Raw genomic sequence first — 23,852 nt, 5'->3', positions numbered from 1 at the left:
GACAAAGAGAGAGAGGATAAGATGAGATCCCCTTTACCCAACAGTAGCGCTCCATAGTTAATATTAAAATAGACTATGGCAGTGAAATACCTCTTTGATATTCCCCCAGCCAGTGGTCTGACAACTCCACTGACTTCGGCACCGACTCCTTCCACATACTCTCACTGGTGTCACCCTAAAGTATCTTACTGATAGGCGGTGCGCCTCTACCCTTAGTTAAGGATGTGTTCATTTTACGTAACCAAACGGACATTGCAACCACCAAATCACTATTTTTTCGACACAATATGATTAAAAATCCTACAAATATCAGCTTTTGCGATAGATGGTGGCGATACATTCACCAAAACCAGCATTTACACGCAGAGCCCATTACGAGTTATGTTGCACACACCCTTATTCCATATTTAAATTTACTGTCACACGCTAACACCGATTTCTTATATCTAACCAATGCTCAAAATAGCGCGTATATTACATTCATGTCCTGGCCGTGAAAGAATGCCCTTGGTTCATCTCACCATATTTTTTAACTAACCCAAGTGCGCAATTTGATATGTTTACCGCAGCTAAAATGGATGAAAAGGAATATTACTCGTCTTAAGGGCAGGATATGAGACGTATTTTGATTCCTTCCCTATATTAATTACGTAAATTTACGTAGCATCACTTTGCAAACACTTCTTTTCGTATTATTATTAATCAGACAATAATTCGACATCCTGATGCCAATAAAAATAGGAATTAACCATGTCAGAAGCATTCAAAGTACTTTTGAACTTACGCAGCCTTCGAGCTCTATCTCGTGAATTATCACTGGAGCAACTTCAAGAGGCGCTAGAAAAATTAACTGCCGTTGTCAACGAACGTGAAGAATCTGAAGCTGAAGTTCGTGCTCAAGAAAAAGAGCGCGAAGAAAAGCTAGCACAATATCGTGAAATGCTGATCAAAGATGGAATTGATCCAGAAGAGCTTGTTGCAATGCTAGGCAAAGCGCCGAAACAAAAGCGCGCCGCTCGTCCAGCAAAATATAAGTACGTCGACGAAAATGGTGACGAGAAAACATGGACCGGCCAAGGTCGAACTCCTTCTGTCATCAAAATCGCAATGGATGAAGGTAAATCTCTAGACGATTTCCTAATCTAAGCATTATGAATTGCAGAGCCAAAAGGCCCCTCTCGGGGCCTTTTTCATTTATCCTTATCTTCTATTTTATTCTTTCAGCCAAGCCCAAAACAGAAAAAACAAAATGATGAGAACGATTCCAGTGCAATAAAGCTTGGTAGTTCTCGTAGACAAGATAAAAGTCACCCTCTTGCGGCTCTATCAGCCATGCCTTTATATCGGCATCAGGCAATGGGGTTCCGCTACCATCTATTACCCCTAACGATTTCCACTCTGGTAACGCTTTGTTTTGGTCATACTGGCTGCTAACAAGCTCCAAATCAAATTGAGGTGGTAATGTCACCTTTCTTCCCCAGCGATAACCCGTTTGCCACCCTACTTGAGATAAGTAATTCGCGGCAGAAGCAAAAACATCTGGCGCATTATTCCAAATATCCGCTTTTCCATCACCATTACCATCAGCCGCATAGGCCAAATAAGAGCTTGGCATAAACTGACTTTGACCCATTGCGCCAGCCCATGACCCTTTCATATTGTCTCGCTCTATCACCCCCATGTCTAAAATAGTCAGCGCATCAAACAACTGAGCTTGAAAGAATGCTTCGCGCCGCCCTTCATATGCCATCGTCGATAGACTAGAAATAACATCATAGTTGCCTGAGAATTTTCCAAAGTTACTCTCTACACCCCATAACGCAACAATTATTTCCGCAGGAACGCCGTAGTACTGACTAATACGCAGCAGGTCACTATGATGCTGGCGATATAGCTTTCGTGCTTGATCTACTTTCCACTTTGGCAATGCTCTGTGCAAATATTCATCTAGCGTCACACGACGCTCCGGCTGATTTTTATCCGCACTAATCGCTGACTCATAGAGCTTTACATTTAAAAATGCACGTTCAATTGTTGCTTCCGAAAATCCTTTCTCTTGTGCCTGAGTTTTTAGTTGTTCGACATATTGTTCAAACGGAACGCGAGCAAAAGCGCCAAATGCTGCACTTGTTAAGCATATTCCTATCAGTACTTTTTTAAACATTCCAAATCACCGTTATCCTATTCGTATTTCTTCTTATTCTGCTTATGCTCATCTAACATATTGACTGCTGGCGGTGGTAACTGTAAGTAATACCCTTGATTTAGTAAGTGTTTTTTAATCTCTGCTGTTGATAACCTAGCCAACGTCATTCTCTTGTCTAAATCTAACACCATCACTAACTTAGGATGCCCAAACATTGTCAGCAAAGTTTCAGGAACGGGAGAAAAGTCATCTTTTTTCTCAATAAACAGATAAGTTTCAGCTTTTTTGTCACTTTTATATACAGCACAGTACATGGGTCACCCTTGGAGTATTTGTTGATGATAGTCGTCATAATAATAAGCTGCTAGTCATCCACCATTAAGATTGCACGTTAATGGCGACATTTGTGACAGAACCTGAGCGATGCGCATTATTGATACAAATTTTTTGAGGATATTCGTCAATTAGCACTCGGATAGCTTGCCGTCATCACCCAACATATATAACATGTGACTTAGTTTCATTAAAGCTTGCTGCTATAAAGGATAAGGTTATAAAGGGTATGAATAAAATAGCCGAATTAAAGGGAAGTAGTTTCACCTTGTCTGTACTTCGTCTGTTTAGCAGTGATCAAGAAGCCATTGGCGACTATTTGTCAGAGAAGGTCAAACAAGCACCGGCTTTTTTTGCCTCTGCGCCTGTTGTGATTGATATCTCTCAGTGTGAAAATGACCTCTGCCTAGTGAGTCTAAAACGCGCGATTATTAAAGCTGGCATGATCCCGGTTGGCGTCTGCGGCTGCCCGCCATCTAAGAAAGGTGAAGCCAAGCAGGCTGAACTCGCTTTAATGACACCGGCTCAAAAATCAACGCCGAATAATACGCCACTACAACCAGCAAAAGTTATCACCCACCCTGTACGTTCAGGCCAGCAGATTTATGCAAAAAATGCTGACCTCGTTATTCTGAATCATGTTAGTGCAGGCGCTGAAGTTATTGCTGATGGCAGTATCCATATTTATGGCAAATTGCGTGGTCGCGCAATTGCTGGAGCAAGTGGGCAGCAAGAAGCAAAAATATTTTGCCGTAGCCTACAAGCAGAACTTATTTCTATTTCAGGTAGTTATTGGTTAAGTGACAAAATAGATAACGAGCTTTACTCTCAAGAGGTGATGATCATGCTTCAAGGGACAAACCTCAATATCACACCTCTAGCCAAATAACTTTTCATAAGGATTAACAACGATGACACGAATTATCGTGATAACCTCGGGTAAAGGCGGGGTAGGAAAAACAACGTCAAGCGCAGCCATTGCATCTGGACTTGCGCTCAACGGGAAGAAAACAGCCGTCATTGATTTCGATATAGGCTTACGTAATCTCGACCTTATCATGGGCTGTGAACGACGCGTCGTATATGACTTTGTTAACGTAATTAACGGTGAGTCCACGCTAAATCAAGCACTAATCAAAGATAAGCGCGTAGACAACCTCTATGTTCTTCCTGCGTCGCAGACTCGTGACAAAGATGCCCTTACCAAAGACGGCGTAAAGCGTGTTTTGGATGAATTAAAGGCGATGGAATTTGATTTCATTATTTGTGACTCACCTGCAGGCATTGAAGCTGGTGCAATGATGGCGCTGTACTTTGCTGATGAAGCCATTGTGACCACTAACCCAGAAGTCTCTTCGGTTAGAGACTCAGACCGCATTCTTGGCATTCTTGACTCTAAGTCTCTGCGTGCAGAACAAGCGCTAGAGCCTGTAAAGCAACATCTTTTATTAACACGTTATAATCCTGAGCGTGTAACACTGGGTGATATGCTGAGCGTGGACGATGTTGAGGAGATTTTACATATTCCTCTTCTTGGTGTTATTCCCGAGTGCCAATCAGTATTAAACGCATCCAACCGAGGTGAGCCCGTCATTCATGACCAAGCATCAATCGCTGGTTTAGCCTATGATGATGCTATCGCCCGTCTATTAGGTGAAACACGTGAGTTTCGCTTTCTAGAGCAAGAGAAAAAGAGCTTTTTGAAGCGACTGTTTGGAGGATAAACAAATGCCATTACTGGAGTTTTTCCGCCCTAAAAAAGAAAAAAGCGCCAATATCGCTAAAGAGCGGTTGCAGATTATCGTCGCTGAGCGACGTTCTGCCAACAATGCATCTCCAAGCTATCTGCCTGACCTAAAGAAAGATATCTTAGAAGTGATTCAGCGCTATGTTAATGTTCAGCCAGAGCAAGTCTCGGTACACTTAGATCAGAAAGAGAGTGATCTTTCCGTGCTTGAACTCAACGTGACGTTACCGGAAGACAAATAAAAAAACACCTGCTGATGCAGGTGTTTTTTATGTATGCTGTTTCCGCACAATATTGGCGCGTTAGCCGTTATGCTAAATCCTCATCATTGAGGATCGCATCTATACGGCTTTCAAACAGAGGGCGTCGCCAGGTTGATAACATATCCGGGCGTTTATCTGCTGCCTTGTCATGCTTCCGATACCAACTTATCACTTGGTTAATCTGTTTCTTAGACGCTAAGAACTCTTGTGCCAAGCCAGTTTCAGTTTCGACATCTGATACAACCGCCTTTATTTGCTTAACTTGCTGCTTATAGCCATGAAAATCGACCACGCGAGAAATTGGTGCTGGTAGTTCAGATTCGCGCAATTTTTCTGCTTCCATCACCATCTGAACTAAACGATTACCATGGCGTTGAATTTCCATTCTTTCAAAGCCTTGATTCGCCATAAAACCTTTCGACTTAATGGTATAACGCGCCAACTTCCACAAATTTGCCTCTTTAACAATAAAGTTAAGTGCCAAATCTCGCTTACGTGCTTCTTCCAGCCGCCATGCAGCCGCAGACTTTAATACTGCTAGTTGTCGAGGGGTTAGCTGCCAGGCATTTTTTATGTCCCGATAGGCGGTCTCTGGATTGGGGGTTTTACCGCGCTTCGCAGCAACGCTAACACACTCTTGCCACATCGCATCCTGCCAACCCGCATCTTCTATTTTTCCTAAGAGGGTTTCATACAGTGGCAATAAATAGAATACATCAGCGGCAGCGTAATCTAGCTGCTTATCCGTTAAAGGTCGCGCTAACCAATTGGTTCTCGCTTCACCCTTCTCAAGCTCAATCTTCAAGTACTCTTTCACCATGCTGCCAAATCCCATGGAAACACCGTGCCCAAGAAAAGCTGCCATCACTTGCGTATCTAACAGCGGCGCTGGCATAAAACCGGCAACGTGTTGGAAAACCTCTAAGTCCTCACCACAAGCATGAAGAACCTTAGTCACAGAGGGATCTTTGAGTAAATGCCATAACGTACTAAGGTCGTCACATTTAATCGGGTCAATGAGTACGAGATTGTCACCATCATAAAGCTGAATCAGTCCAAGTTGTGGATAAAGCGTTCGTGTTCTGACAAATTCGGTATCGAGCATGACCGCTTTCTTTTCGCTGGCTTGCTGGCACACAATTGCTAAACGGGATGGATTACTGACTATCTCAAATTTCACAAATACCCCTCAGGCATATACAGATAATAAAATGCCGACATAACGTCGGCATTAATGGTTACTGTCAATTGTAACCTAAATCACTCATTTTCGCGTACATTTTACTGCTGTTCGCTAACCTGTGTTTCGCGAAGCTCTCGGCGTAAAATTTTGCCTACGTTAGTTTTAGGTAGATCCTCATGGAATTCCACGATTTTTGGTACCTTATAACCCGTTAGATGTTCGCGGCAATGTATCAGCAACTCCTCGCGAGTTAAGCTTGCATCTTTCTTAACAACACAAATCTTAACCACTTCACCTGATACTTCATGCGGCTGTCCAATCGCAGCTACTTCTAGCACTTTGTCATTTAGTGCAACAACATCTTCGATCTCATTCGGGTACACATTAAACCCAGACACTAAAATCATGTCTTTTTTACGATCGACAATATGCAAGAAGCCCTCTTCATCAAAGCGAACAATGTCACCAGTCGCCACCCAACCGTCATCAGTGAGGATCTCTTTAGTGGCTTCAGGTCGCTGCCAGTAGCCTTTCATGACCTGAGGGCCACGAACCTGCAATTCACCCTCCTTGTCCCCATCGACCACGTTACCTTCGTCGTCAACGATACGCACCTCAGTAGAAGGCACGGGGACACCAATAGAGCCATTATAGTCAGCCACATCATGTGGGTAAGCCGCAACTAACGGAGAACACTCAGTCAGGCCATAGCCTTCCAATAAGTAGCGTCCAGTTGCACTCTTCCATTTTTCAGCGACAGAACGCTGAACAGCCATGCCACCACCCACTGTTAAGTTCAGACGAGAGAAGTCCAGCTCATAAAAATCTTCGTTATTCAGCAGCGCGTTAAATAAAGTGTTCACACCAGTAATCGCCGTGAACGGGAATGCCTTTAGCTCTTTCACAAACGTTGGAATATCGCGAGGGTTGGTAATTAATAGGTTCTGTCCGCCCATTTCCAGCATTAACAGACCATTCACCGTTAAAGCGAACACATGGTATAGCGGTAGTGCCGTAACAATTGCTTCACGCCCTTCGGTCAATACAGGTAAATACATCGCTTTAGCCTGCATCACATTGGCCACCATGTTTCGGTGAGAAAGCACTGCGCCTTTTGCAACACCCGTGGTTCCGCCTGTGTACTGCAAAAACGCTGTATCTTCTGGGTTTATAAACGGCTTAACGTACTGTAAACGGCGCCCTTTACGCAGAGCTGTACGCATCGATACCGCGTCTGGAAGGTGGTATTTAGGTACCATTTTCTTAATGTACTTAACGACAAAGTTAACTACTGTCGACTTAGGATGTGACAGTTGATCGCCCAAACGGGTTAGAACAACGTGTTTCACTTCTGTATTCTTTACAATCTTCTCTAGCGTGTGAGCAAAGTTGGATACGATCACAATCGCCTTCGCACCTGAGTCATTCAACTGGTGCTCGAGCTCACGAGGGGTATATAACGGGTTAACGTTAACCGCAATTAAACCAGCGCGCAGAATGCCAAATAGTGCTATTGGATATTGCAGTAAGTTAGGCATCATAATGGCGACACGGTCACCTTGCTTCAACTTAAGCTCATTTTGCAGATAAGCAGCAAAAGCACGGCTTCGCTCTTCCAGTTTACGGAACGTCATCACCTGCCCCATATTGACATAGGCAGTTTGATCAGCATATTTATGTACTGACTTCTCAAACATATCAACCAATGTTGGGTACATATCTGGGTTGATTTCCGCAGGTACATCTGTTGGGTAGCGGTTTAGCCAAACCTTATCCACTAGCGCTCTCCTATGTAATAAAAGCTATATTTTATTTTCAAACACGTGTTTTAATCTTAGTAGAAGTGGATCTAATCATCTTTAACTGATCGTTTTTCTAGCACGTGTTCACTTTTTGAATTTGACCCTTTATCAGTTCAGCGACTGATTTGGGATTTTCTAAATGGCAATGATGTCCGCCTTTAACTGAGTGAAGTGTTAAATTGCGATACCATGCCTGAATATTGGGATCTTTTAACGATGAAAAGCCATCTGTTCCAAGAATCATAGTCACAGAACACTCGACTGCGGTAACAATCGCCTTGGATTGCTCCTGAGTTAAGCGAAACAGCGAGTCCGTTTGAAGCTTAGGATCATGTCGCCATCGAACCCCGCTTCTTGTCACCTCAGTACCGCGCTCAATCATTGGTCGCAATAGCGTCTCCTTGATTGGGGTAACCCGCTGACGTAACTGTATCGCTTGTTCATGACTGCGCATCATTCTTCTGTTTTTATTGCGCTGCTTATCTCGGCTTAATATGCCATATCTAAGACGCTGAACAGTCGCTTCAGCCGTTTCATATAGAGGAACCAACGCCTCTATTAGGCAGATCGATTGCACTTTAGCGGGAAATGCTGCTGCATAGCAAGCAGAGATCAAGCCACCAAGAGAATGTCCGACCAGATGAAGTGAATGAAGTTGAATTTCATCGAGAAATGATGCCAAATCGTCAACATAGTCATAAAAATAGTAGTAACTCTCGCTACCTTTGTGCGACGAGTAACCATGGCCGTTCAAATCTACAACCCAAAGATTACAACTCTGTTTGAGTAAAGGCACTATATTAAAAAAGCTAGCAGCATTGTCTTGCCAGCCATGCACGAAGACTATGTTCGGTTTTTCAGGATCCACCTTATCAGAACAAAGATAGGCCATCTGAAGCCCGGTACGAAGTAAAACGTTTCGTTCTATCATTTTGATGGAGTAAGATAAGTCTCTATATGGCCAAAGCGCGGATGAAAGCCATGACATAAAGACGACCTCGGTGAGCAACCGATTGTAGAGCCAAAATCATCCACTCGAACACGCTGATTAATGTCCCACAATTGATGTTCAAGAGCATGTAGAACGGGAAACGTCATCTCAAATTCCCCCACTTGACCACTCTCAGATGTTTGCACTTCACCCTGCACGGTTATCGGTTTGCCTTGCGTATATTCAAGAGACTCAATGTAGCCATCAATGTAGGCAACAAAACGTGCCTGAGGCTTTGCAGATATCAACGGTCGACCTGATGCCGTCATTGGTAATGCCACAATTTCAACCCGAGTACGTTCCGCCAAATTCTCAACTCGAGCAACCAATCCTGCCAAGCGTGCGATTTGCCCTTGTTCTTTCGCATTACGGACATCCTCTAGTGTCGTCAGCAAAGCAACGTCGTCAGCAATCTCAAACTGTGAAGGGACGGACGTGCACCCAACAACCCAAAAAAGAACCAGCATCATAATAACGCGAACTTTAATCTTCTTTATCACCTGCACACCTATCTTGGTTAGTTATATTGCGACAACATTATGCTCAAACATAAATATCGACTCTAAACATCTCGGACAGTTCTTCGCGGCGACGTTGATGATAAATGTCATGATAAGACGCCATTGCTTGGCGGTGTTTACGATCAGGTTGGTCATACTGTAATCGCGCATGCTCAGTGACCGCTTTTTCAATATGCGAAGCAGATCGAACACTATCAGAGACAGCATTTGCTATTGGGGTTTTCGTTGAGGGCGTCTTGCTCGCAACGCGTTTGGTATCGGACGATTTTCGTCGAGTAGAAGAGACCTTTCCCGAAGGGATAACCTGACTGTGTAGCCCGTGAACGGATACCATAACAAGACCTTAAAAATAATAAACGGCCGCTCTATCACCTTAATGACAAGCGGCTAGCGGTATACTATTCCCGACCTGGTAGTTTCTTCCAAGTCACTTTATCACGCAAATAAACCGGCTCTGCTTCTTCTGCAGAGACTTGTTGTTGCATATCGACCAGCATCACCATATCTTGAGCATCAGGGAACAAAATGCCACTCGGTGTTATATTCATGCCTAGCTGCTCAGCCAATGTCGGATACGCATCCCAGCCCGTGCCCGCAGACAACCAAACTCCGTCTTGTTGATTAATCTGAAGCTCCTCAGGGGCGATAACTTGCTCTTCTCCACAACAGTGCCAAATACCACCATTGCGTTGATATTGAGCCCAGTAGAGCTCCCCCATGCGGGCATCAATCGCTGTTAGCACTTGCTCAGCACCATGTTGTCGATAACATGCTTGCGCCATTGCTTCTAGTGTTGATACACCTACCATCGGCAGATCAGCGCCAAAGGCTAGCCCTTGCGCTATCCCAATCCCAATACGCACCCCCGTGAAGCTACCCGGTCCACGACCGAAAGCCAACGCATCGAGCTGCGACAGTGTCATGCCGCCTTCAGCAAGTACCTCATCAACCATAGGTAGAATTTTGGTGGTGTGCTCACGTGGCGCAATGGCGCTGCGGTGAATAACATCATTGCCTACACGTAAGGCAACAGAACAGTTTTCAGTGGCTGTATCAACGGCCAAGATTTTAATTGTCATTCAAACCTCTGAATGCTCGGAATATAAACTAACTGTCGTTAGTCAAAAACTGTTGAACATCCTCTAACGAACGTGTTCGAGGAATATTCGGTAAACTACGAATAAATATCGCACCATATTGTCGAGTCACCAAACGATTATCACAAATAATCAATGCACCTTTATCTTGATTATCACGAATCAAACGCCCGACACCTTGTTTTAAAGTGATCACGGCATCAGGGATCTGAACCTGAGTAAACGGTTCTCCTCCCTGTAATCGACAATCTTCAATTCGCGCTTTTAATAAAGGGTCGTCCGGTGCTGTAAACGGCAACTTATCAATGATAACACAGCTTAGTGCTTGCCCTCTAACATCTACCCCTTCCCAAAAAGCCCCCGTCGCTACCAACACCGCATTCCCAGCGTCAAGATAGTCTGACAACAATTGCTGCTTCGGCATTTCGCCCTGTGCCAACACTGGCAAAGTTAGTTCTTCACGCAGCCCCGCCGCTAGCGCCTTGACCATTTGATGAGATGTACAAAGAAAGAAGCAACGACCATTATTGGCACGAATAATTGGTGTTAGCATGGCAACTAATTTATCTGCCAGCCCGAAACTATTCGGTTCGGGCAAAAAACGTGGCACACAGAGCAACGCTTGCTCTTGATAATTAAACGGGCTAGGCAGCGAGAACTGCTCGGCGGGCGTTAACCCTAAACGGTTCGAGAAATGACCAAAGTCATCATTCACCGCCAACGTTGCGGATGTAAAGATCCAAGCCCCGCCCTGCTCTTCAATTTGCTGGTGAAACTTTTCTGCTACTGACAAAGGCGTAATGTGCAAACCAAAATGACGCGGTGTCGTATCGTACCAATACGAGTAACCCGTTATTGACGTATCACACACCCGTTCAAGGCGCGATTTAAGTAATGTGGCGCGTTCAAACGCACTGTCGAGCAACTGACTGCGTCCTAATGCCAATTTAATCACGTCATAAGTGAGGTTTATGGCATCCTTTAAGCGCTCCAACTCACGTACGACGGAGGGAGACTGCAACGCATCACGCCAGTTGCCACGAAAACCTGTATCACCAAGAATCAGGCGCATTTCCATCGCTGCTTGACTTAACCGATCCGCCGTTTTTTCTAACTGCCGCATATCGCGCACTTCTGTGCGATATGCAATGGTAATATCTTTACTGAGTTCTTGTAGCTGGCGACTGGTCAGGCTCTGACCAAAATACTGGCTGGCAATGTCTGGAATTTGATGCGCCTCATCAAAAATAAACACATCCGCTTCAGGGATTAGCTCGCCAAAGCCTGTTTCTTTAATCGCAAGATCTGCCATAAAGAGGTGATGATTAACCACCACCAGATCAGCGTCCATTGCACGTCGACGCGCCTTTACTACATAGCACTCATCAAAAAAAGGGCACTCTTTACCTAAGCAGTTATCGTTGGTAGAGGTAATCATTGGGATGATTGCGCTGTCTTCTTTTAGCGCATTACACTCAGCAAGATCACCCGATTTTGTCGCACTGGCCCATTGCCGAATAGCGATCAATTCAGCGAAGTCGTTTCCTTCTCCTGCATGTCCTTCATCAATCTGGCGACTCAATCGCTCTGGACACAAGTAATTACTGCGCCCTTTCAGCAGGGCCGTCACGCCAGTAAATTCGAGCGCTTTTGCCATCAAAGGCAAGTCTCGATGATACAGTTGTTCCTGCAGTGCTTTAGAGCCCGTGCTAATAATAACCTTTTTGCCGCAGGTTAATGCAGGCACCAAGTAGGCATACGTTTTTCCCGTTCCAGTTCCCGCTTCAACCACTAGTTGAGTCTGGTTCTCTACCGCTGCTGCGACCGCTTTTGCCATCACACGTTGGGGCTCTCGTGGCGTAAAACCGTCAATCGCTTCTGCCAGTACGCCCTGAGGGGCAAAGTAACGATCAGTCATTAGTGGATGTCTATACAGTAAAAAATGCCATTATGCCTTGCCGCCTTACGTCTGTGAACTGCTGATTTTATTTGTATCACATGCTACCAAACCAAAACATATTTTGACCCAGTGCACAATACAGGGTAAAAAGTGATAAATAAGCAGTAAATTAAGGGATAGGGAAATCATGGAACGGAAAACCTTAGTCACGGATTCCAGTGACGCAAAAGGACTCATCGCTAAAATCACCAACATCTGTTACAAACATCAGCTGAATATCGTTCACAATAATGAGTTTGTGGATAACACCAACCAACGCTTTTTCATGCGTACCGAGCTCGAAGGTTACTTTAACGACAGCACATTCCTCGCTGATCTTGATGGTGCGCTACCCAGTGATAGCCACCACAAACTTGTCAGCTCAGGGCGCAAGCGGATTGTGATTCTTGTAACAAAAGAAGCGCACTGTTTGGGTGATATTTTAATGAAAGCCTACGAAGGCCGACTTGATGTCGAAATTGCTGCCGTAATTGGTAACTACGATGTGCTGGAACACTTAACTGAGAAGTTTGATATTCCTTACCACACCGTCAGTCATGAAGGACTTTCGCGTGAGGAGCATGAACAAAAAATCATCACGTTGATTAATCAATATTGTCCTGATTATGTAGTGCTGGCTAAATATATGCGGGTGCTAACCGAGAGCTTTGTCGCTGAATACAATGAGAAAATCATTAATATTCACCACAGTTTCCTGCCAGCCTTTATCGGCGCCAAGCCTTATCAGCAAGCATACGATCGTGGCGTTAAGATCATTGGTGCCACCGCGCACTTTGTCACTAACGATTTGGATGAAGGGCCAATCATTCATCAGCAGGTGATCCCAGTCGATCATAACTTCACTGCCGAGGACCTCGCTCACGCAGGACGAGACGTAGAAAAGTCAGTATTAAGTAAAGCACTCAGTTTGGTACTTGATGACCGTGTTTTCGTTAACGGTAATCGTACCGTTATACTCTAAGCCGTAACACAAGAGCCTGTTGAGCTCAAGCGTACATCCGAACCAAAGAAGCGCACCCAATGGTGCGCTTCTTATTAAATTCTCCGTTGATAGTGACGAACTATTCTGGCAATAAACTCGGCTGCGCCTCTTTTGTCTCGCTGGCGACGAAACGATCGTACAATTTGGTCAATGCATTGGATGTATATAATCTTTCACAATAACGACCATTCAAACCTCGGCGTGAGTATTCTGCCGCCACCGCGACCCGCGTCTGTGTGGTAGACCGACCATAAATCTGTATTTCGCAAAGCTCGCTATCCGACATTTGCTGTGGGTAGGCATTAACGGTGCTTCCACTGAGCCCAACTTTATTCATCTGTTGAGAACTACAAGCCGTTAAAACTAAACAGCATAATGCCACAATATACGTTTTCATCCTTTCTCCAAATTACTGCTTAGCGCATTCGCTTGCCACTATATCTAATATGCTGTGTGAATGAAACTTAATGCACACACCGTTGCGTTTAAACGCCACCGTCGGGTTGGCCAAACGCTCACCTTCCCCTTTGGGTGAACTCGATGATAGCGTAATCCCTTTTTCCGCCAACTGAGCAGAATGAAAACAAGCTTGTGGGTATTGCGCCGTAAGAGCGGCGATCAACGCGGCTTCGCTGTGCGCTTCGCCTGGAACAATCAGCTCAATGTGCTCCCAGCCCTCTCGAGGGTAGTATTTATCTCCCGGATAAGGCAGCTCTATACAAGGAATAGACCAATGCCCAATACACAACGGCTGATCCAATTGTATAATCCAAATCGATCGCCCATTGATCTTGGCAGAGGAGACTTTTGTTCCCCGCTTTAGCCACTGGGGAAACAGGGCATCAGCTTGCGCGTCACTGTTGACACGCAGCGCCACGTGATCAGCCACCAGCGCTTCAGTCTCTATACCAATATCCGCGCTCAACTCGCGTAGCTGCTGATAAAACACGTCCAACTCTGCGATCAGGCTCTCTGGCGTCATATTCCTATCCTGTCATTATTCGTAATGAGCACCATTTTCACAAATACTCAGAACAGACACCACCAATAATCTAGGCTGATAACCATTTTATCGTATCGTTAGATATCCGCTTTGCCAGTAACCAGCGAGGACGTAATAAAAAGCCAATACCTTCGGTTAGCATGGCGCGACCATAGGCATGTTCTGCACGTTTTGCATCAGCCTTGGCAGAAAACCAACGCTGGTAGCCAATCAACATCGCCACTGGCTGGCGCCAGACGGAACGAACGTGGCGATCTAAGATCGTCTTCATCGCGTTGGCACGTCGCCCGTGATTGGTTGATATAGCCCCTGTTCGCCCAAAAGTGTATTGACCCAACGGACGGTTCACCACGCCCACATCTCCACACTGCGCCAATTTTAACCATAAGTCCCAATCTGAAGCTGAGCGTAACGATGCATCAAAACCGCCGACGGCCAATAAGGCATCGCGTCGCGCTATCACAGTACTGGTCCCTACCATATTTTCACAATATACGTGGGCAACAAAATTATCAAAACACTGGCCAGTTTCTGATGCCTGTGGCTGCAATGCAGATACGAAGCGCGGCCAGAATCGGAATCCATTACGCTGCGTAGCTTGATCATCAACAATAAAGTGGTAGTCGGTGAAGCTTAAAACCATCTGTGGATTTGCATCGTGCAACGCAAGCTGAAAACGCAATTTATCCGGATGCCAATAGTCATCGGCATCCAAAAAGGCAATCAACTCACCCTTGGCTTGGCTTATCGCCGCGTTTCTCGCCTTAGAAACCCCTAAACGAGCAGTGCTTAATAGCGTGATATCAGTTTGCTGTTGCAACCACTCACCAGATCCATCGGTGGACCCATCATCGACCACAATGATCTCCAATGGCATTTTCTGGGCACGTACTGTCTCTATCGCAGCAATTAACGTTTTGAAGCAGTTATACGTCGGAATAACGACAGTCACACGGCATTGATTCATTTTCTTATCTCCAATAGGAACGTTATCACCACCGATGCCAGTAACGTGCCAACTCTATGGTTCGAAAATAGACCCCGCCGACACGTAATTTTCATTATCTTCAATTATTGGTGCTTTCCTTGCATTACCTCTCAACACACCTCTATCACCATTAACAATATCTAGCAGGGTACACTATGAAAAAAATTGGCTACGTGATCCCTTCATTCCCGGTTCTATCCGAAACGTTCGTCGGAGTAGAAATGCGCGCCATGATGCGCAAAGGGCACCAAGTTCAGCCGTTTGCGTTTACTAAAACCGAGCACTGTCAGCCTGCTGATACCATGCTTGCTGAATGTTGTCAGTACATTCCTAAACAGCTCACGCCGCGTGCGGTACTCGCGTTACCTGCCCTTATACGCTGTCACTCGTTTCTTTGCCAACAAACTGGCTTTTCTTACCTCTCTTTACTTAAACAGGGGCTTATTTTAGCGGAAATGGCAAAACGAGAACGATGTGAGCATTTGCATGCGCATTTTGCATGGCACAGTGCCGCCACGGCCATTGTTGCCGCACGTATTCTCAATATCAGCGTTTCGTTCGTCGGCCATGGCGCAGATATTTACGCCTCACCCCAAGATTTGGCCACCAAGTTACAACACGTCGATTTCAGCTGTGCAGTAACCAATAATATGCGCCATCATCTACAAAAAATGACACAACGCCCTGTTCACTATGTGGCTTGCGGCATTGAAACAGCTGACTACCCAACGCTGAATGCAGCATGGAAACCCGATGCGACGTTTCTATTTATCGGTCGTTTAGTTGAGAAGAAAGACCTCAATACACTCTTAACCGCATTCCAACAGCTTCCAACCAACAGCCGATTAGACATTGTCGGTGATGGCCCACTTCGACAGCAAGTTGAACGTTGGATCAACCAGTGCGAGATGCAAAAACGGGTCCGGTTACTGGGTGCGCAGCCATCCACTTGGTTACGGCGTCACGCCGAGCACTATCGCGCCTTAGTCGTCCCCTTTTGCATTGCTAAGGACGGCGACCGTGATACTGGCCCCCTCGTCGTTAAAGAAGCGATGGCGTTAGGGCTTCCAGTAATAACCTCTAACCTTCCCGGCTGTAATGAAATCGTCGACGAACAAGCAGGCGTGCGCGTACCTATGCGTAATCCTGAGGCGCTCTCAAGTGCTATGCTCGATGTTCTCAATCACGCGGTTCAACACCTTAACGAGCAACGCCAATATGCGTATCAGCATGTCATGACGCACTACAATGCCGATATCCATGCAGGCCGCCTATCTAGTGTGGTGGAGCGACTATGAACCAGCTGAGCGTACTAACCTTTCCTCGAATTTCGCCTATTGCCGCTTATGCGATAGGTTTAGTGATGGCGAAGTTGCTTGCACTGGCTTTGCAGCCGTTGATCACCCGCTGGCTAACGCCAACCGAATTCGGTCACTACGCCATTCTTATAACGGCAGCCAATCTGCTTTCACTGCTTATGTTGATGGGGATGGTGGATGTCCTTTACCGCTTCAATCGTGAGCATCAACACCGCTTTGACGATCTCTTTGCCAGTGCATGGACGATCTCAATTATCATCAGTGCTGGCATCGCCATACCCGTGCTACTTTATCCTCAGATGATTATCACCCTGTTGCCCGGGGAGCTTAGTACCTTCTCAGTGCGCTGCTTAATTGCCAGTCTCGCACTTTCTAGCACGTGTGCGCTAAAGCTCGCTCAATTACGTATTGAAGATCGCGCGATGCGCTTTATGCTCATCCAGCTTACGTTTGCTTTCATACAAGCGGCAGGCATCGTAATCCTTACCCCGCATTATGGCGTTGATGGCCTCATGTTGGCAGGGTTGATTGCGCAGCTCATACAATGTGTTCTCTTATGGGGGAAAGGTCATCGCTTAGTTTGGCCTGTTGATATAAATCATCTGCGCTACGGAACAAATATTGCCTTATCTGGGGTACTCGGTTTTGTCGCCTTTGGCGCTGAACGCTGGGTCATTGGTTTTAGCATTAGCGCCGAAGAGTTGGCCGTGTACTCCATTGCGATGCAATGGGCGCTCGCTGGTATTATGCTTCTAGAGCCATTTGGGATGTGGTGGTTTCCTCGGCGTTACAACCAACTGACCACCAAACAACAGCAACAACAGACCGCTGACACCAGCTTATTCGGTTGTCACCTTGCCGCTATTGTTTGTGCCTTACTTATCACATTTGGCTGTCCATTTTTGCGTATCTGGCTACCCGACGCCTATCATCAAGCCAGTGAGTTACTTCCATTTGTCGCTTGGATTCTCTTGATGAAGTACGCCAGCACTCAGCTCAATATCGGCTGCTATTATCAAAATAGTGCCCACCAAGTTCTACTTATCTCAGCAGCCAGTGCAGTGGTTGCCCTTGTGGCCCTATTCACGCTAATTCCGTGGGCCGGGTTAACGGGTGCCTTATTGGCAGGGGCACTTGTCCAACTTTTTCGTTTTACCGCCTTTTTTATCTGCAGCCAACGCAAGCTCTATCTTCCTTATTCATGGGAACAAAGCCGCTACTTCATTATCCTTTTGCTCGCCATCTCTGGGAGTAGTTATGCCGAACAAGTCATGCATGTGCCACTACGTTATTGCCTACCCACCATGGTAATTCTATTGCTGGCAATGTGCTTAATGGCTTATCGTCAATGGTGTCTTCTGTATGTACCAAGGGAGAGTGAATGAGCGACAAACAACGCCACATTTATATCGCCCTACTTGCTGTTCTCTTTGTTGGGCTGCTACAGCTACAGCTGGGCACACTGGCTTTCAGTTTAGCGGTGTTGTTCCTGCTTCCCGTTGTGATTCGTCATGCCTTTGTCGTCTGCTTATGGTTTATTCTCTTCTCATATTATCGCCTGCATGAAGCCATTCCGGTCCTCATGCCATTCAAGCTGCCCCAACTGCTTGCTCTTGCCAGCTTAGCTGGACTGGGCTGGCAGCTATGGATGTCCCGAAGCCGCCTCGTATGGCTACCCATCCATAGCTTGTTAACACTCTTTTCCCTTTGGGTGCTGTTATCCTGCTTTATGGCCACAAATCGAGGTATCGCCTTTGCCAGCTTCAATGGGACCTACATCAAAATATTTATTATGGTGCTGGCGATAGGTTGGCTGCCAAGTCACTTAAACCAATTAAAAAAATTCTCATTTTGGTTATTAATTTGCGGCGCACTTATTGCCTCCATCGCACTTTACAATCAAGCGCAGGGTATCGGACTCGTTGAAGGCACGCGCGTGACCATTGGACGCTCTATCGGTTCAATGTTAGGCGACCCCAACGATCTTGCATTGGTGCTGCAGTTCCCTGTCTCTTTCGCGCTGGCTTACAGTTTTTATGGCCCCAAATTACATCGTACCTTTGCCGCATGCTGCTTTATCCTCCTCGTCATGGGGGTACTCGCCACCCAAAGCCGCGGTGGACTGCTGGGAATTAGTGCTACCGTGTTTGTCCTTACCCTCATTCGAAGCCGCTCATTATTTTTACCGGGTATGATTGGCTTAACCAGCCTTGCCGCACTGGTTATTGCCGCAGGCATTGGCGATCGCAGTTCGGGGGGAGCAGCAGAAACTGGGGTCGATGCATCCGCGATGGGGCGCCTTTATGCTTGGGTTGCTGCCTTTCGTATGGCAGTCAGCAACCCTTTCACCGGGGTTGGACTGAAAAACTTCTATTCCAATTACTATTTTTACTCACCACATTGGGATGGAAAAAACCACGCCGTTCACAGCACATGGTTTCAAATCCTCGCTGAGATCGGGTTTGCTGGATTGGCACTATTTCTGCTTCTGTTAGCCAGTGTATTTAAACTGAGCTACCAGCTATTGGGGCAATTAAAAGGCAGTGACATGCAGCCTTTTGCGGAAGGCCTCTGGCTTGGCATCATTGCCTTTTGTGTCAGTGGTACTTTTCTAACTCAAGGGTTCACTTGGCCACTCTATATCTTAATTGGGCTGCTCATCGCCTTACACCGATTAACTCGAGGAGAAGAACATGTTGGCAGAAACGATGAAGAAACACCTCAGTCATCAACAGCTATCTAGTGTGCGCCACTGGTATCATCGTTTAAGAAGCATATCGTGCCCATCGATTCCCTACCTGCATGCATGCTTATATCATCTCCACAAACAGATTAGCGCTCTATTTCATGCTGCGCTGCAGCGCGGCTACTACACTCCTTTGTTTCTAAGCCAAATCAAGGCGAAACCTAAACAACTTTATCTCTACAGCGGTATGCCACTCCTCTGTGGCAAGTTACAGATTCAACTCGGTGAAGGGTGCCGAATCTCTGGTATCACCACCTTCAGTGGGCGCAGCAGTAGCACCAATCCGCAACTGATTATCGGCAACAACGTGGGGATCAGTTGGCAAACCACCATTGCTGTTGGCAACAAGGTGATTCTTGATGATAACGTGCGCCTTGCTGGGAAAGTCTTTATTGCTGGCTACCCTGGTCACCCCATAGACCCTGCACGCCGCGCAAATGGCGATCCCGATGATGAAAACCAAGTGGGCGACGTTCACCTTGAACGCAACGTTTGGGTTGGTACGGGGGCCACATTAATGGGGGGAGTGTCTATTGGCGAAAACAGCATTGTTGCTGCTGGCAGTGTCGTTACTCGCTCTATGCCAGCTAACGTACTCATTGGCGGAAACCCTGCCATCGTGATCAAACAACTGGAGTACTAACATGGATCAGCTCATTGTCTTTGGTGAGGATTGGGGCCGTCACCCGTCAAGTACCCAACACCTCATTCAGCAATTGCACCATCAATTTGAGGTTCATTGGATCAATTCAATTGGCTTACGATCGCCATCATTTTCGCAGCGAGACTGGCATCGACTGCGGGAAAAGGTGAAACAAGCATGGCATCGACAACCACGTGACGGCACTGTTTGCCATAACTCAGCGCCATTTAACACCATATCGCCATTGGTTTGGCCATTAGCTGTCCATCCCTTGCTAAAACAATTGAATAGTCGGTTATTACAACGCCACCTTCCGGCTAAGTCGGGCAAAAGAATCATCTGGGCATCACTACCAAGTGCAGTCGACTACTTAGATGACTTAAACCCTGATCTTGTTGTGTACTACTGCGGTGATGAGTTCTCTGCGCTGGCGGGTGTTGACCACCAGCGTGTCGCCGAAAAAGAGCAACAACTTATTACTCGCAGCGATCTTATTTTCTGTGCTAGCCAAGCGTTGCTAAGCAAGTTTCCTGAATCAAAGCGGCACCTGCTCAGCCACGGTGTGGATTTAGACCTATTCTCAACGCCACAAACAAATCCTTACAGCGCCAGTGACTCTCGATTTAAAGTGGGATTCTATGGCAGCGTTAACGACTGGTTAGATCAAAAGCTACTCTGTCACCTCGCCCGTTCACGGCCTAATATTGATTTTTACTTAATCGGCCGCCATGACAGTGATGTTTCCCTTTTAGCTGCAGAGCCGAATATCATTTTGCAACCTGCGGTGGCCCACCACGCTTTACCCCAATATGTGCAACATTGGGATGCAGCCATGCTCCCCTTTGTCGACAACCAACAAATTAAAGCCTGCAACCCGCTGAAGCTAAGAGAGTATTTGGCCTCTGGCTGCCCTGTCATCAGTAGTGATTTTCCTGCCGCGCATGCATACCCTAGCCATATTTCCATTGCCAAGACGACATCAGACTGGCTTGAGGCCCTTGATGCATTCTGCCATCTAAACAACCAATTTCGATTGCAATATAAGACAACCGCACAAAACTTAATGATCAATGAGAGCTGGGAACAGAAAGCGCTGCACACTTTATCTTTAATAAACAATAGATTAAAAACAAAGCATGCATACTTGTCAGGATTATGCGTCAATTAGGCATCAAACTTGCGAGTTCCCTATTACACTTAAAGCTAAGCGAAGGAACTGCCTATGAAAAATCTGATCATTGCCACCATTTTCATTGTGCTAACGGGTTGTAGCGTCACGCAATCAGTGCCGACAAATCGTTTAACCCTGTATTACAGTGCTGAACAAACCACTCTCACCGTCAAACAGGAAGCGGAGCTGGATAAACTATTTTCTGCTAACAAACAGGTGACCGCAAATATTGCGCCGGCGAAGCATGACATCGCATTTCAGGCGTTAATCATTAGTCAAACCCGTGTTCGTACCATTGAACAGATAGCGGCACGAAACAAGGTGAAATTATCAGCGAACTTTCGCCCCAAACAACCCACTGATACGATTCAGTTTGTAGGGCAGTAAGATGCGTCATCGTTTCTTCGCGCAGCTGTATCCATTGCTTCAAGCAGCATGGCAGTACCGTTATCTGATTGTTTTGCCAGTTGCCCTTCTCCCTTTTATTGCCACGTTTATTAATGGAACGCAGCCAAAAAATTACTATTCACATACCACCATTCTGGTTCAAGAAACAGCATTGATGAACCCCTTTTTAGAGGATCTCTCTATCTCCTATAACCTTGAAGAGAGAATGGAAGCATTAAGAGTGATGATCCATAGCCGTTATATTCTTTCTGAAGTGGTAGAGTCACTACAATTAAACCCAAGTCCAACAGAGTCCTCTCGACAAGCGATGCGCGTTAAGTTATCACAAAACTTAAAGCTCTCACTCGCGGGGTCAGATTTAATCAAAATCAGTCTCAACTGGGACAAACCTGAACAAATGACCGATATCCTAAGGCTAGTCACCGCGCAATTTCTTGAACGTTTACAAGCCCCAGGAAAAACATCAGTAACCAACTCTGAGCAATTTCTTCGCCAGCAGCTACTGGAAACAGAAAAAGAACTCGCGTTAGCAGAGCAGACCCTGTCTGATTTCAAACAACGCAACATCGACTATTTACCCCAATTGCAAAGCAATCAAAACATGAATGTCTCGGATCTGCGCGCGCAACGTCGAGAAACTGAGCTGGATTTAATGCAAGCAAAAACATCCCGCGAAGCCCTCAAAATCCGCCTAATAAAATCAAACCCTATTATGGCGCTGCTTGAAGAAGAGCGAATAAAGGCGGAAGCACAGCTGACGATTCTTCGTGCTCGCTACACTGATAATCACTCAAAAGTTAAAGCGGTATTACGCCGCGTCAACACCCTGCGCGAAGAATCAAATAAGCTCATTAAACAACAGCAAAATTTGTCCGAGTCGGAACTAAACCAACTTTGGACTATCGCGGCCAGCGCCAACAGCGAGCAAGACTCAAACAATCACACGTTATTGATTAGCCAGTTAGAACAGTTCCAACAAGCTGAAACTCGCATTGAGTCACTAGAACAACGTCAAACTGCATTGCAAAATCAAATTGAGCTGTTGACCCGCCAGCGTGAACGTACCGCCGTGCTAGAAAAAGAGCTAAAAGCACTGGAAAGAAATTTTGAGGTTAAAGAGAAGATCTATAACCGCCTACTCGAGCGATATGAGATGGCCCAAGTGACGGGACAACTCGGTCGCTTTGAAGAGAGCGATAAATTAAAAGTCATTGATATCCCTTATACCCCCGTCCAACCCACAAACTGGCCATGGTGGTTTAGTTTTATTCTTGGCGGAATAGGCGGTGCTGGGCTTGGGTTATCTCTCGCCACATTTATGCGCTTAATTGACACGCGTATCTATTCCACCACACAAGTGGAACAGTTAACCCATATCCCCACGATTGCACGCATTCCGCGACTGACCGATGGAGGGCTTTAATCATGCAACAACCTTACACCCCAACACGACACACAACCCGTACTTCACCCTGCTTAGTACAAGTTGTGCAGCACCTGCGCCCCGGGGGCATCGAAATGTTGAGCTTAAACATATTAAAGCATGCGTCGGTTCCTGTGCACATCATCTCTCTGGAAGGCGACAAAGCAGATGCCATCAAACAATGGCCAATTTTGGCAGCCTATAGTGATCAACTGCATTTTCTAAATAAACCGGCCAAATTTCGTTGGAAAACCGTTTACCGATTACGCCACTTACTCGACAAATTGGACGCCACAGCCATTCACTCTCACCACCTTGGCCCACTGTTATATAGCAAACTCGCACGCCTCAATCGGCCGATAAAACATGTTCATACAGAGCATGACGCCTGGCACCTTGACCAACTCAAACAGCGCTGGCTAACACGCTTACTCTTGCTGATGCCCACCGAATTAGTCGCAGATGCTGAACAAGTAGGCCAAGATATTCAACGTAAGCTTGGCAGTGCCAAGCCACATACGATCCTAAATGGTATCGATACGCACTATTTCTGCCCTGGCGATGCGTTTCGAGCCAAGCGCGATATTGATCTTAACGAAGAGACCATACTCATCGGTTGTGCTGGTCGTCTTGTGGCTGAAAAATCACTCGATACGTTGATCGATGCCCTGCCGCTTTTGCCAGCACAATATAAAGTCATGGTCGCTGGTGATGGACCAAAGAGAACACAATGGCAGCAGATGGCGGTTGATGCGGGCGTAAGTGAACGCATCCTATGGCTCGGGCGTGTTGATGACATGCGACAGTTTTATCGCGACATTGACCTGTTTTGTATGCCCTCTGTAAAAGAGGGCTTACCCCTTGCACTGCTAGAGGCGCAAGCTTGCGGATGCAGTGTTATTGCCTCCAAGGTTGGCGCGATACCTGAGTTGATCAATCCAGAGACAGGCATATTAGTGCAACCCAAAAACAGTGAGCAGTTAGCCAATAGCATACTGCATTACTTTTCTCGTTCAGCGCAGAAAAACAATGCCGCCAACAATCATCGCTTCGTCGCTGACAAAGCCAATATCAAAACCATGGTGAGCCAATACGAGCAGCTCGCCTTCTCTCATTAAGGAGAAAA

Annotated in this window: 25 protein-coding genes and 1 riboswitch; of the genes, 13 read left to right on the top strand and 12 right to left on the bottom strand. The window is 46.1% G+C overall.

Annotated elements, in window-relative coordinates:
- Window positions 1-36: 36 nt before the first annotated feature.
- Window positions 37-217, bottom strand: a riboswitch (Lysine riboswitch).
- Between the two features lie 533 nt (window positions 218-750).
- Complete coding sequence (locus ACKLNH_RS06025) at window positions 751-1,146, top strand: H-NS family histone-like protein (RefSeq protein WP_413111351.1); 396 nt, start codon at window positions 751-753, stop codon at window positions 1,144-1,146.
- A 61-nt stretch (window positions 1,147-1,207) separates the two neighbouring features.
- Here the strand turns inward: ACKLNH_RS06025 and ACKLNH_RS06020 are convergent, their stop codons facing one another.
- Window positions 1,208-2,164: a lytic murein transglycosylase gene (locus tag ACKLNH_RS06020; protein ID WP_413111350.1), complete on the bottom strand. Its 957-nt coding sequence runs from the start codon at window positions 2,162-2,164 to the stop codon at window positions 1,208-1,210.
- A 17-nt stretch (window positions 2,165-2,181) separates the two neighbouring features.
- Window positions 2,182-2,460, bottom strand: coding sequence for a YcgL domain-containing protein (locus ACKLNH_RS06015; protein WP_413111349.1), 279 nt, complete (start codon window positions 2,458-2,460; stop codon window positions 2,182-2,184).
- 248 nt (window positions 2,461-2,708) lie between these two features.
- Here ACKLNH_RS06015 and minC point away from each other — a divergent pair, with 248 nt between their 5' ends.
- Genes minC through minE form a run of 3 tightly spaced genes read left to right on the top strand, consistent with a single transcriptional unit; the run spans window position 2,709 to window position 4,468 of the window.
- Window positions 2,709-3,368 (top strand): septum site-determining protein MinC, encoded by a 660-nt coding sequence (minC, locus tag ACKLNH_RS06010; RefSeq protein ID WP_413111348.1) that lies wholly within the window; start codon window positions 2,709-2,711, stop codon window positions 3,366-3,368.
- Between the two features lie 22 nt (window positions 3,369-3,390).
- Window positions 3,391-4,203 (top strand): septum site-determining protein MinD, encoded by an 813-nt coding sequence (gene minD / locus ACKLNH_RS06005; RefSeq protein ID WP_413111347.1) that lies wholly within the window; start codon window positions 3,391-3,393, stop codon window positions 4,201-4,203.
- 4 nt (window positions 4,204-4,207) lie between these two features.
- Window positions 4,208-4,468: a cell division topological specificity factor MinE gene (gene minE / locus ACKLNH_RS06000; protein ID WP_413111346.1), complete on the top strand. Its 261-nt coding sequence runs from the start codon at window positions 4,208-4,210 to the stop codon at window positions 4,466-4,468.
- A 67-nt stretch (window positions 4,469-4,535) separates the two neighbouring features.
- On the opposite strand, the gene rnd is transcribed toward minE, so the two are convergent.
- The 7 genes from rnd to yoaA form a co-directional block, all read right to left on the bottom strand.
- Entirely contained in the window at window positions 4,536-5,669 is a 1,134-nt protein-coding gene (rnd, locus tag ACKLNH_RS05995; protein WP_413111345.1) for a ribonuclease D, read from the bottom strand.
- Window positions 5,670-5,770: 101 nt separating this feature from the next.
- On the bottom strand, window positions 5,771-7,450 hold the full coding sequence (fadD, locus tag ACKLNH_RS05990; protein ID WP_413111344.1) for a long-chain-fatty-acid--CoA ligase FadD: 1,680 nt from the start codon (window positions 7,448-7,450) through the stop codon (window positions 5,771-5,773).
- A 97-nt stretch (window positions 7,451-7,547) separates the two neighbouring features.
- A complete protein-coding gene (locus ACKLNH_RS05985) occupies window positions 7,548-8,405 on the bottom strand; it encodes an alpha/beta fold hydrolase (protein WP_413111343.1) in 858 nt (285 codons plus the stop codon).
- Complete coding sequence (locus ACKLNH_RS05980) at window positions 8,402-8,965, bottom strand: Slp family lipoprotein (protein WP_413111342.1); 564 nt, start codon at window positions 8,963-8,965, stop codon at window positions 8,402-8,404. The genes ACKLNH_RS05985 and ACKLNH_RS05980 overlap by 4 nt, the downstream gene beginning before the upstream one ends.
- A gap of 43 nt (window positions 8,966-9,008) precedes the next feature.
- Window positions 9,009-9,320 (bottom strand): chromosome segregation ATPase, encoded by a 312-nt coding sequence (locus tag ACKLNH_RS05975; protein WP_413111341.1) that lies wholly within the window; start codon window positions 9,318-9,320, stop codon window positions 9,009-9,011.
- Between the two features lie 64 nt (window positions 9,321-9,384).
- Window positions 9,385-10,065 (bottom strand): tRNA (adenosine(37)-N6)-threonylcarbamoyltransferase complex dimerization subunit type 1 TsaB, encoded by a 681-nt coding sequence (tsaB, locus tag ACKLNH_RS05970; RefSeq protein ID WP_413111340.1) that lies wholly within the window; start codon window positions 10,063-10,065, stop codon window positions 9,385-9,387.
- 28 nt (window positions 10,066-10,093) lie between these two features.
- Window positions 10,094-12,001: a DNA repair helicase YoaA gene (gene yoaA, locus ACKLNH_RS05965; RefSeq protein ID WP_413111339.1), complete on the bottom strand. Its 1,908-nt coding sequence runs from the start codon at window positions 11,999-12,001 to the stop codon at window positions 10,094-10,096.
- A gap of 169 nt (window positions 12,002-12,170) precedes the next feature.
- Between yoaA and purU the strand changes: the two genes are divergently transcribed.
- Entirely contained in the window at window positions 12,171-13,004 is an 834-nt protein-coding gene (gene purU, locus ACKLNH_RS05960) for a formyltetrahydrofolate deformylase (RefSeq protein ID WP_413111338.1), read from the top strand.
- A gap of 100 nt (window positions 13,005-13,104) precedes the next feature.
- Here purU and ACKLNH_RS05955 read toward each other — a convergent pair whose 3' ends face one another.
- The 3 genes from ACKLNH_RS05955 to ACKLNH_RS05945 form a co-directional block, all read right to left on the bottom strand.
- Window positions 13,105-13,422, bottom strand: coding sequence for a hypothetical protein (locus ACKLNH_RS05955; protein WP_413111337.1), 318 nt, complete (start codon window positions 13,420-13,422; stop codon window positions 13,105-13,107).
- 12 nt (window positions 13,423-13,434) lie between these two features.
- The gene (locus ACKLNH_RS05950; RefSeq protein WP_413111336.1) at window positions 13,435-14,007 is read right to left on the bottom strand and encodes a VOC family protein; all 573 of its coding nucleotides are present in this window, start codon (window positions 14,005-14,007) and stop codon (window positions 13,435-13,437) included.
- 70 nt (window positions 14,008-14,077) lie between these two features.
- Window positions 14,078-14,995 carry a glycosyltransferase family 2 protein gene (locus ACKLNH_RS05945; protein ID WP_413111335.1) on the bottom strand — a complete coding sequence of 306 codons (918 nt, stop codon included), beginning with the start codon at window positions 14,993-14,995 and terminating at the stop codon, window positions 14,078-14,080.
- Between the two features lie 176 nt (window positions 14,996-15,171).
- Between ACKLNH_RS05945 and ACKLNH_RS05940 the strand changes: the two genes are divergently transcribed.
- From ACKLNH_RS05940 to ACKLNH_RS05905, 8 genes are read left to right on the top strand one after another with little or no spacing between them, the layout of a single operon-like run.
- A complete protein-coding gene (locus ACKLNH_RS05940) occupies window positions 15,172-16,314 on the top strand; it encodes a glycosyltransferase family 4 protein (RefSeq protein WP_413111334.1) in 1,143 nt (380 codons plus the stop codon).
- Window positions 16,311-17,720, top strand: coding sequence for a lipopolysaccharide biosynthesis protein (locus ACKLNH_RS05935; RefSeq protein WP_413111333.1), 1,410 nt, complete (start codon window positions 16,311-16,313; stop codon window positions 17,718-17,720). The genes ACKLNH_RS05940 and ACKLNH_RS05935 overlap by 4 nt, the downstream gene beginning before the upstream one ends.
- Window positions 17,717-19,078: an O-antigen ligase family protein gene (locus tag ACKLNH_RS05930; protein ID WP_413111332.1), complete on the top strand. Its 1,362-nt coding sequence runs from the start codon at window positions 17,717-17,719 to the stop codon at window positions 19,076-19,078. The genes ACKLNH_RS05935 and ACKLNH_RS05930 overlap by 4 nt, the downstream gene beginning before the upstream one ends.
- Window positions 19,029-19,724, top strand: a complete 696-nt coding sequence (locus ACKLNH_RS05925) for an acyltransferase (protein WP_413111331.1) — start codon at window positions 19,029-19,031, stop codon at window positions 19,722-19,724. Before ACKLNH_RS05930 ends, ACKLNH_RS05925 begins: the two co-directional genes overlap by 50 nt.
- A 1-nt stretch (window position 19,725) precedes the next feature.
- Window positions 19,726-20,892 (top strand): glycosyltransferase, encoded by a 1,167-nt coding sequence (locus ACKLNH_RS05920; RefSeq protein WP_413111330.1) that lies wholly within the window; start codon window positions 19,726-19,728, stop codon window positions 20,890-20,892.
- A 54-nt stretch (window positions 20,893-20,946) separates the two neighbouring features.
- Window positions 20,947-21,282 (top strand): hypothetical protein, encoded by a 336-nt coding sequence (locus ACKLNH_RS05915; protein ID WP_413111329.1) that lies wholly within the window; start codon window positions 20,947-20,949, stop codon window positions 21,280-21,282.
- A 1-nt stretch (window position 21,283) separates the two neighbouring features.
- Entirely contained in the window at window positions 21,284-22,726 is a 1,443-nt protein-coding gene (locus tag ACKLNH_RS05910; protein WP_413111328.1) for a sugar transporter, read from the top strand.
- Window positions 22,727-22,728: 2 nt separating this feature from the next.
- Complete coding sequence (locus tag ACKLNH_RS05905) at window positions 22,729-23,844, top strand: glycosyltransferase (protein WP_413111327.1); 1,116 nt, start codon at window positions 22,729-22,731, stop codon at window positions 23,842-23,844.
- The last annotated feature ends 8 nt before the right edge of the window (window positions 23,845-23,852 follow it).

This window comes from Thaumasiovibrio clandestinus (assembly GCF_047250365.1).
In the GTDB taxonomy this organism is placed as follows: domain Bacteria; phylum Pseudomonadota; class Gammaproteobacteria; order Enterobacterales; family Vibrionaceae; genus Thaumasiovibrio.
The sequence above is the reverse complement of the archived record's forward strand: the minus strand, read 5'-3'. Positions and strand labels throughout refer to the sequence as shown.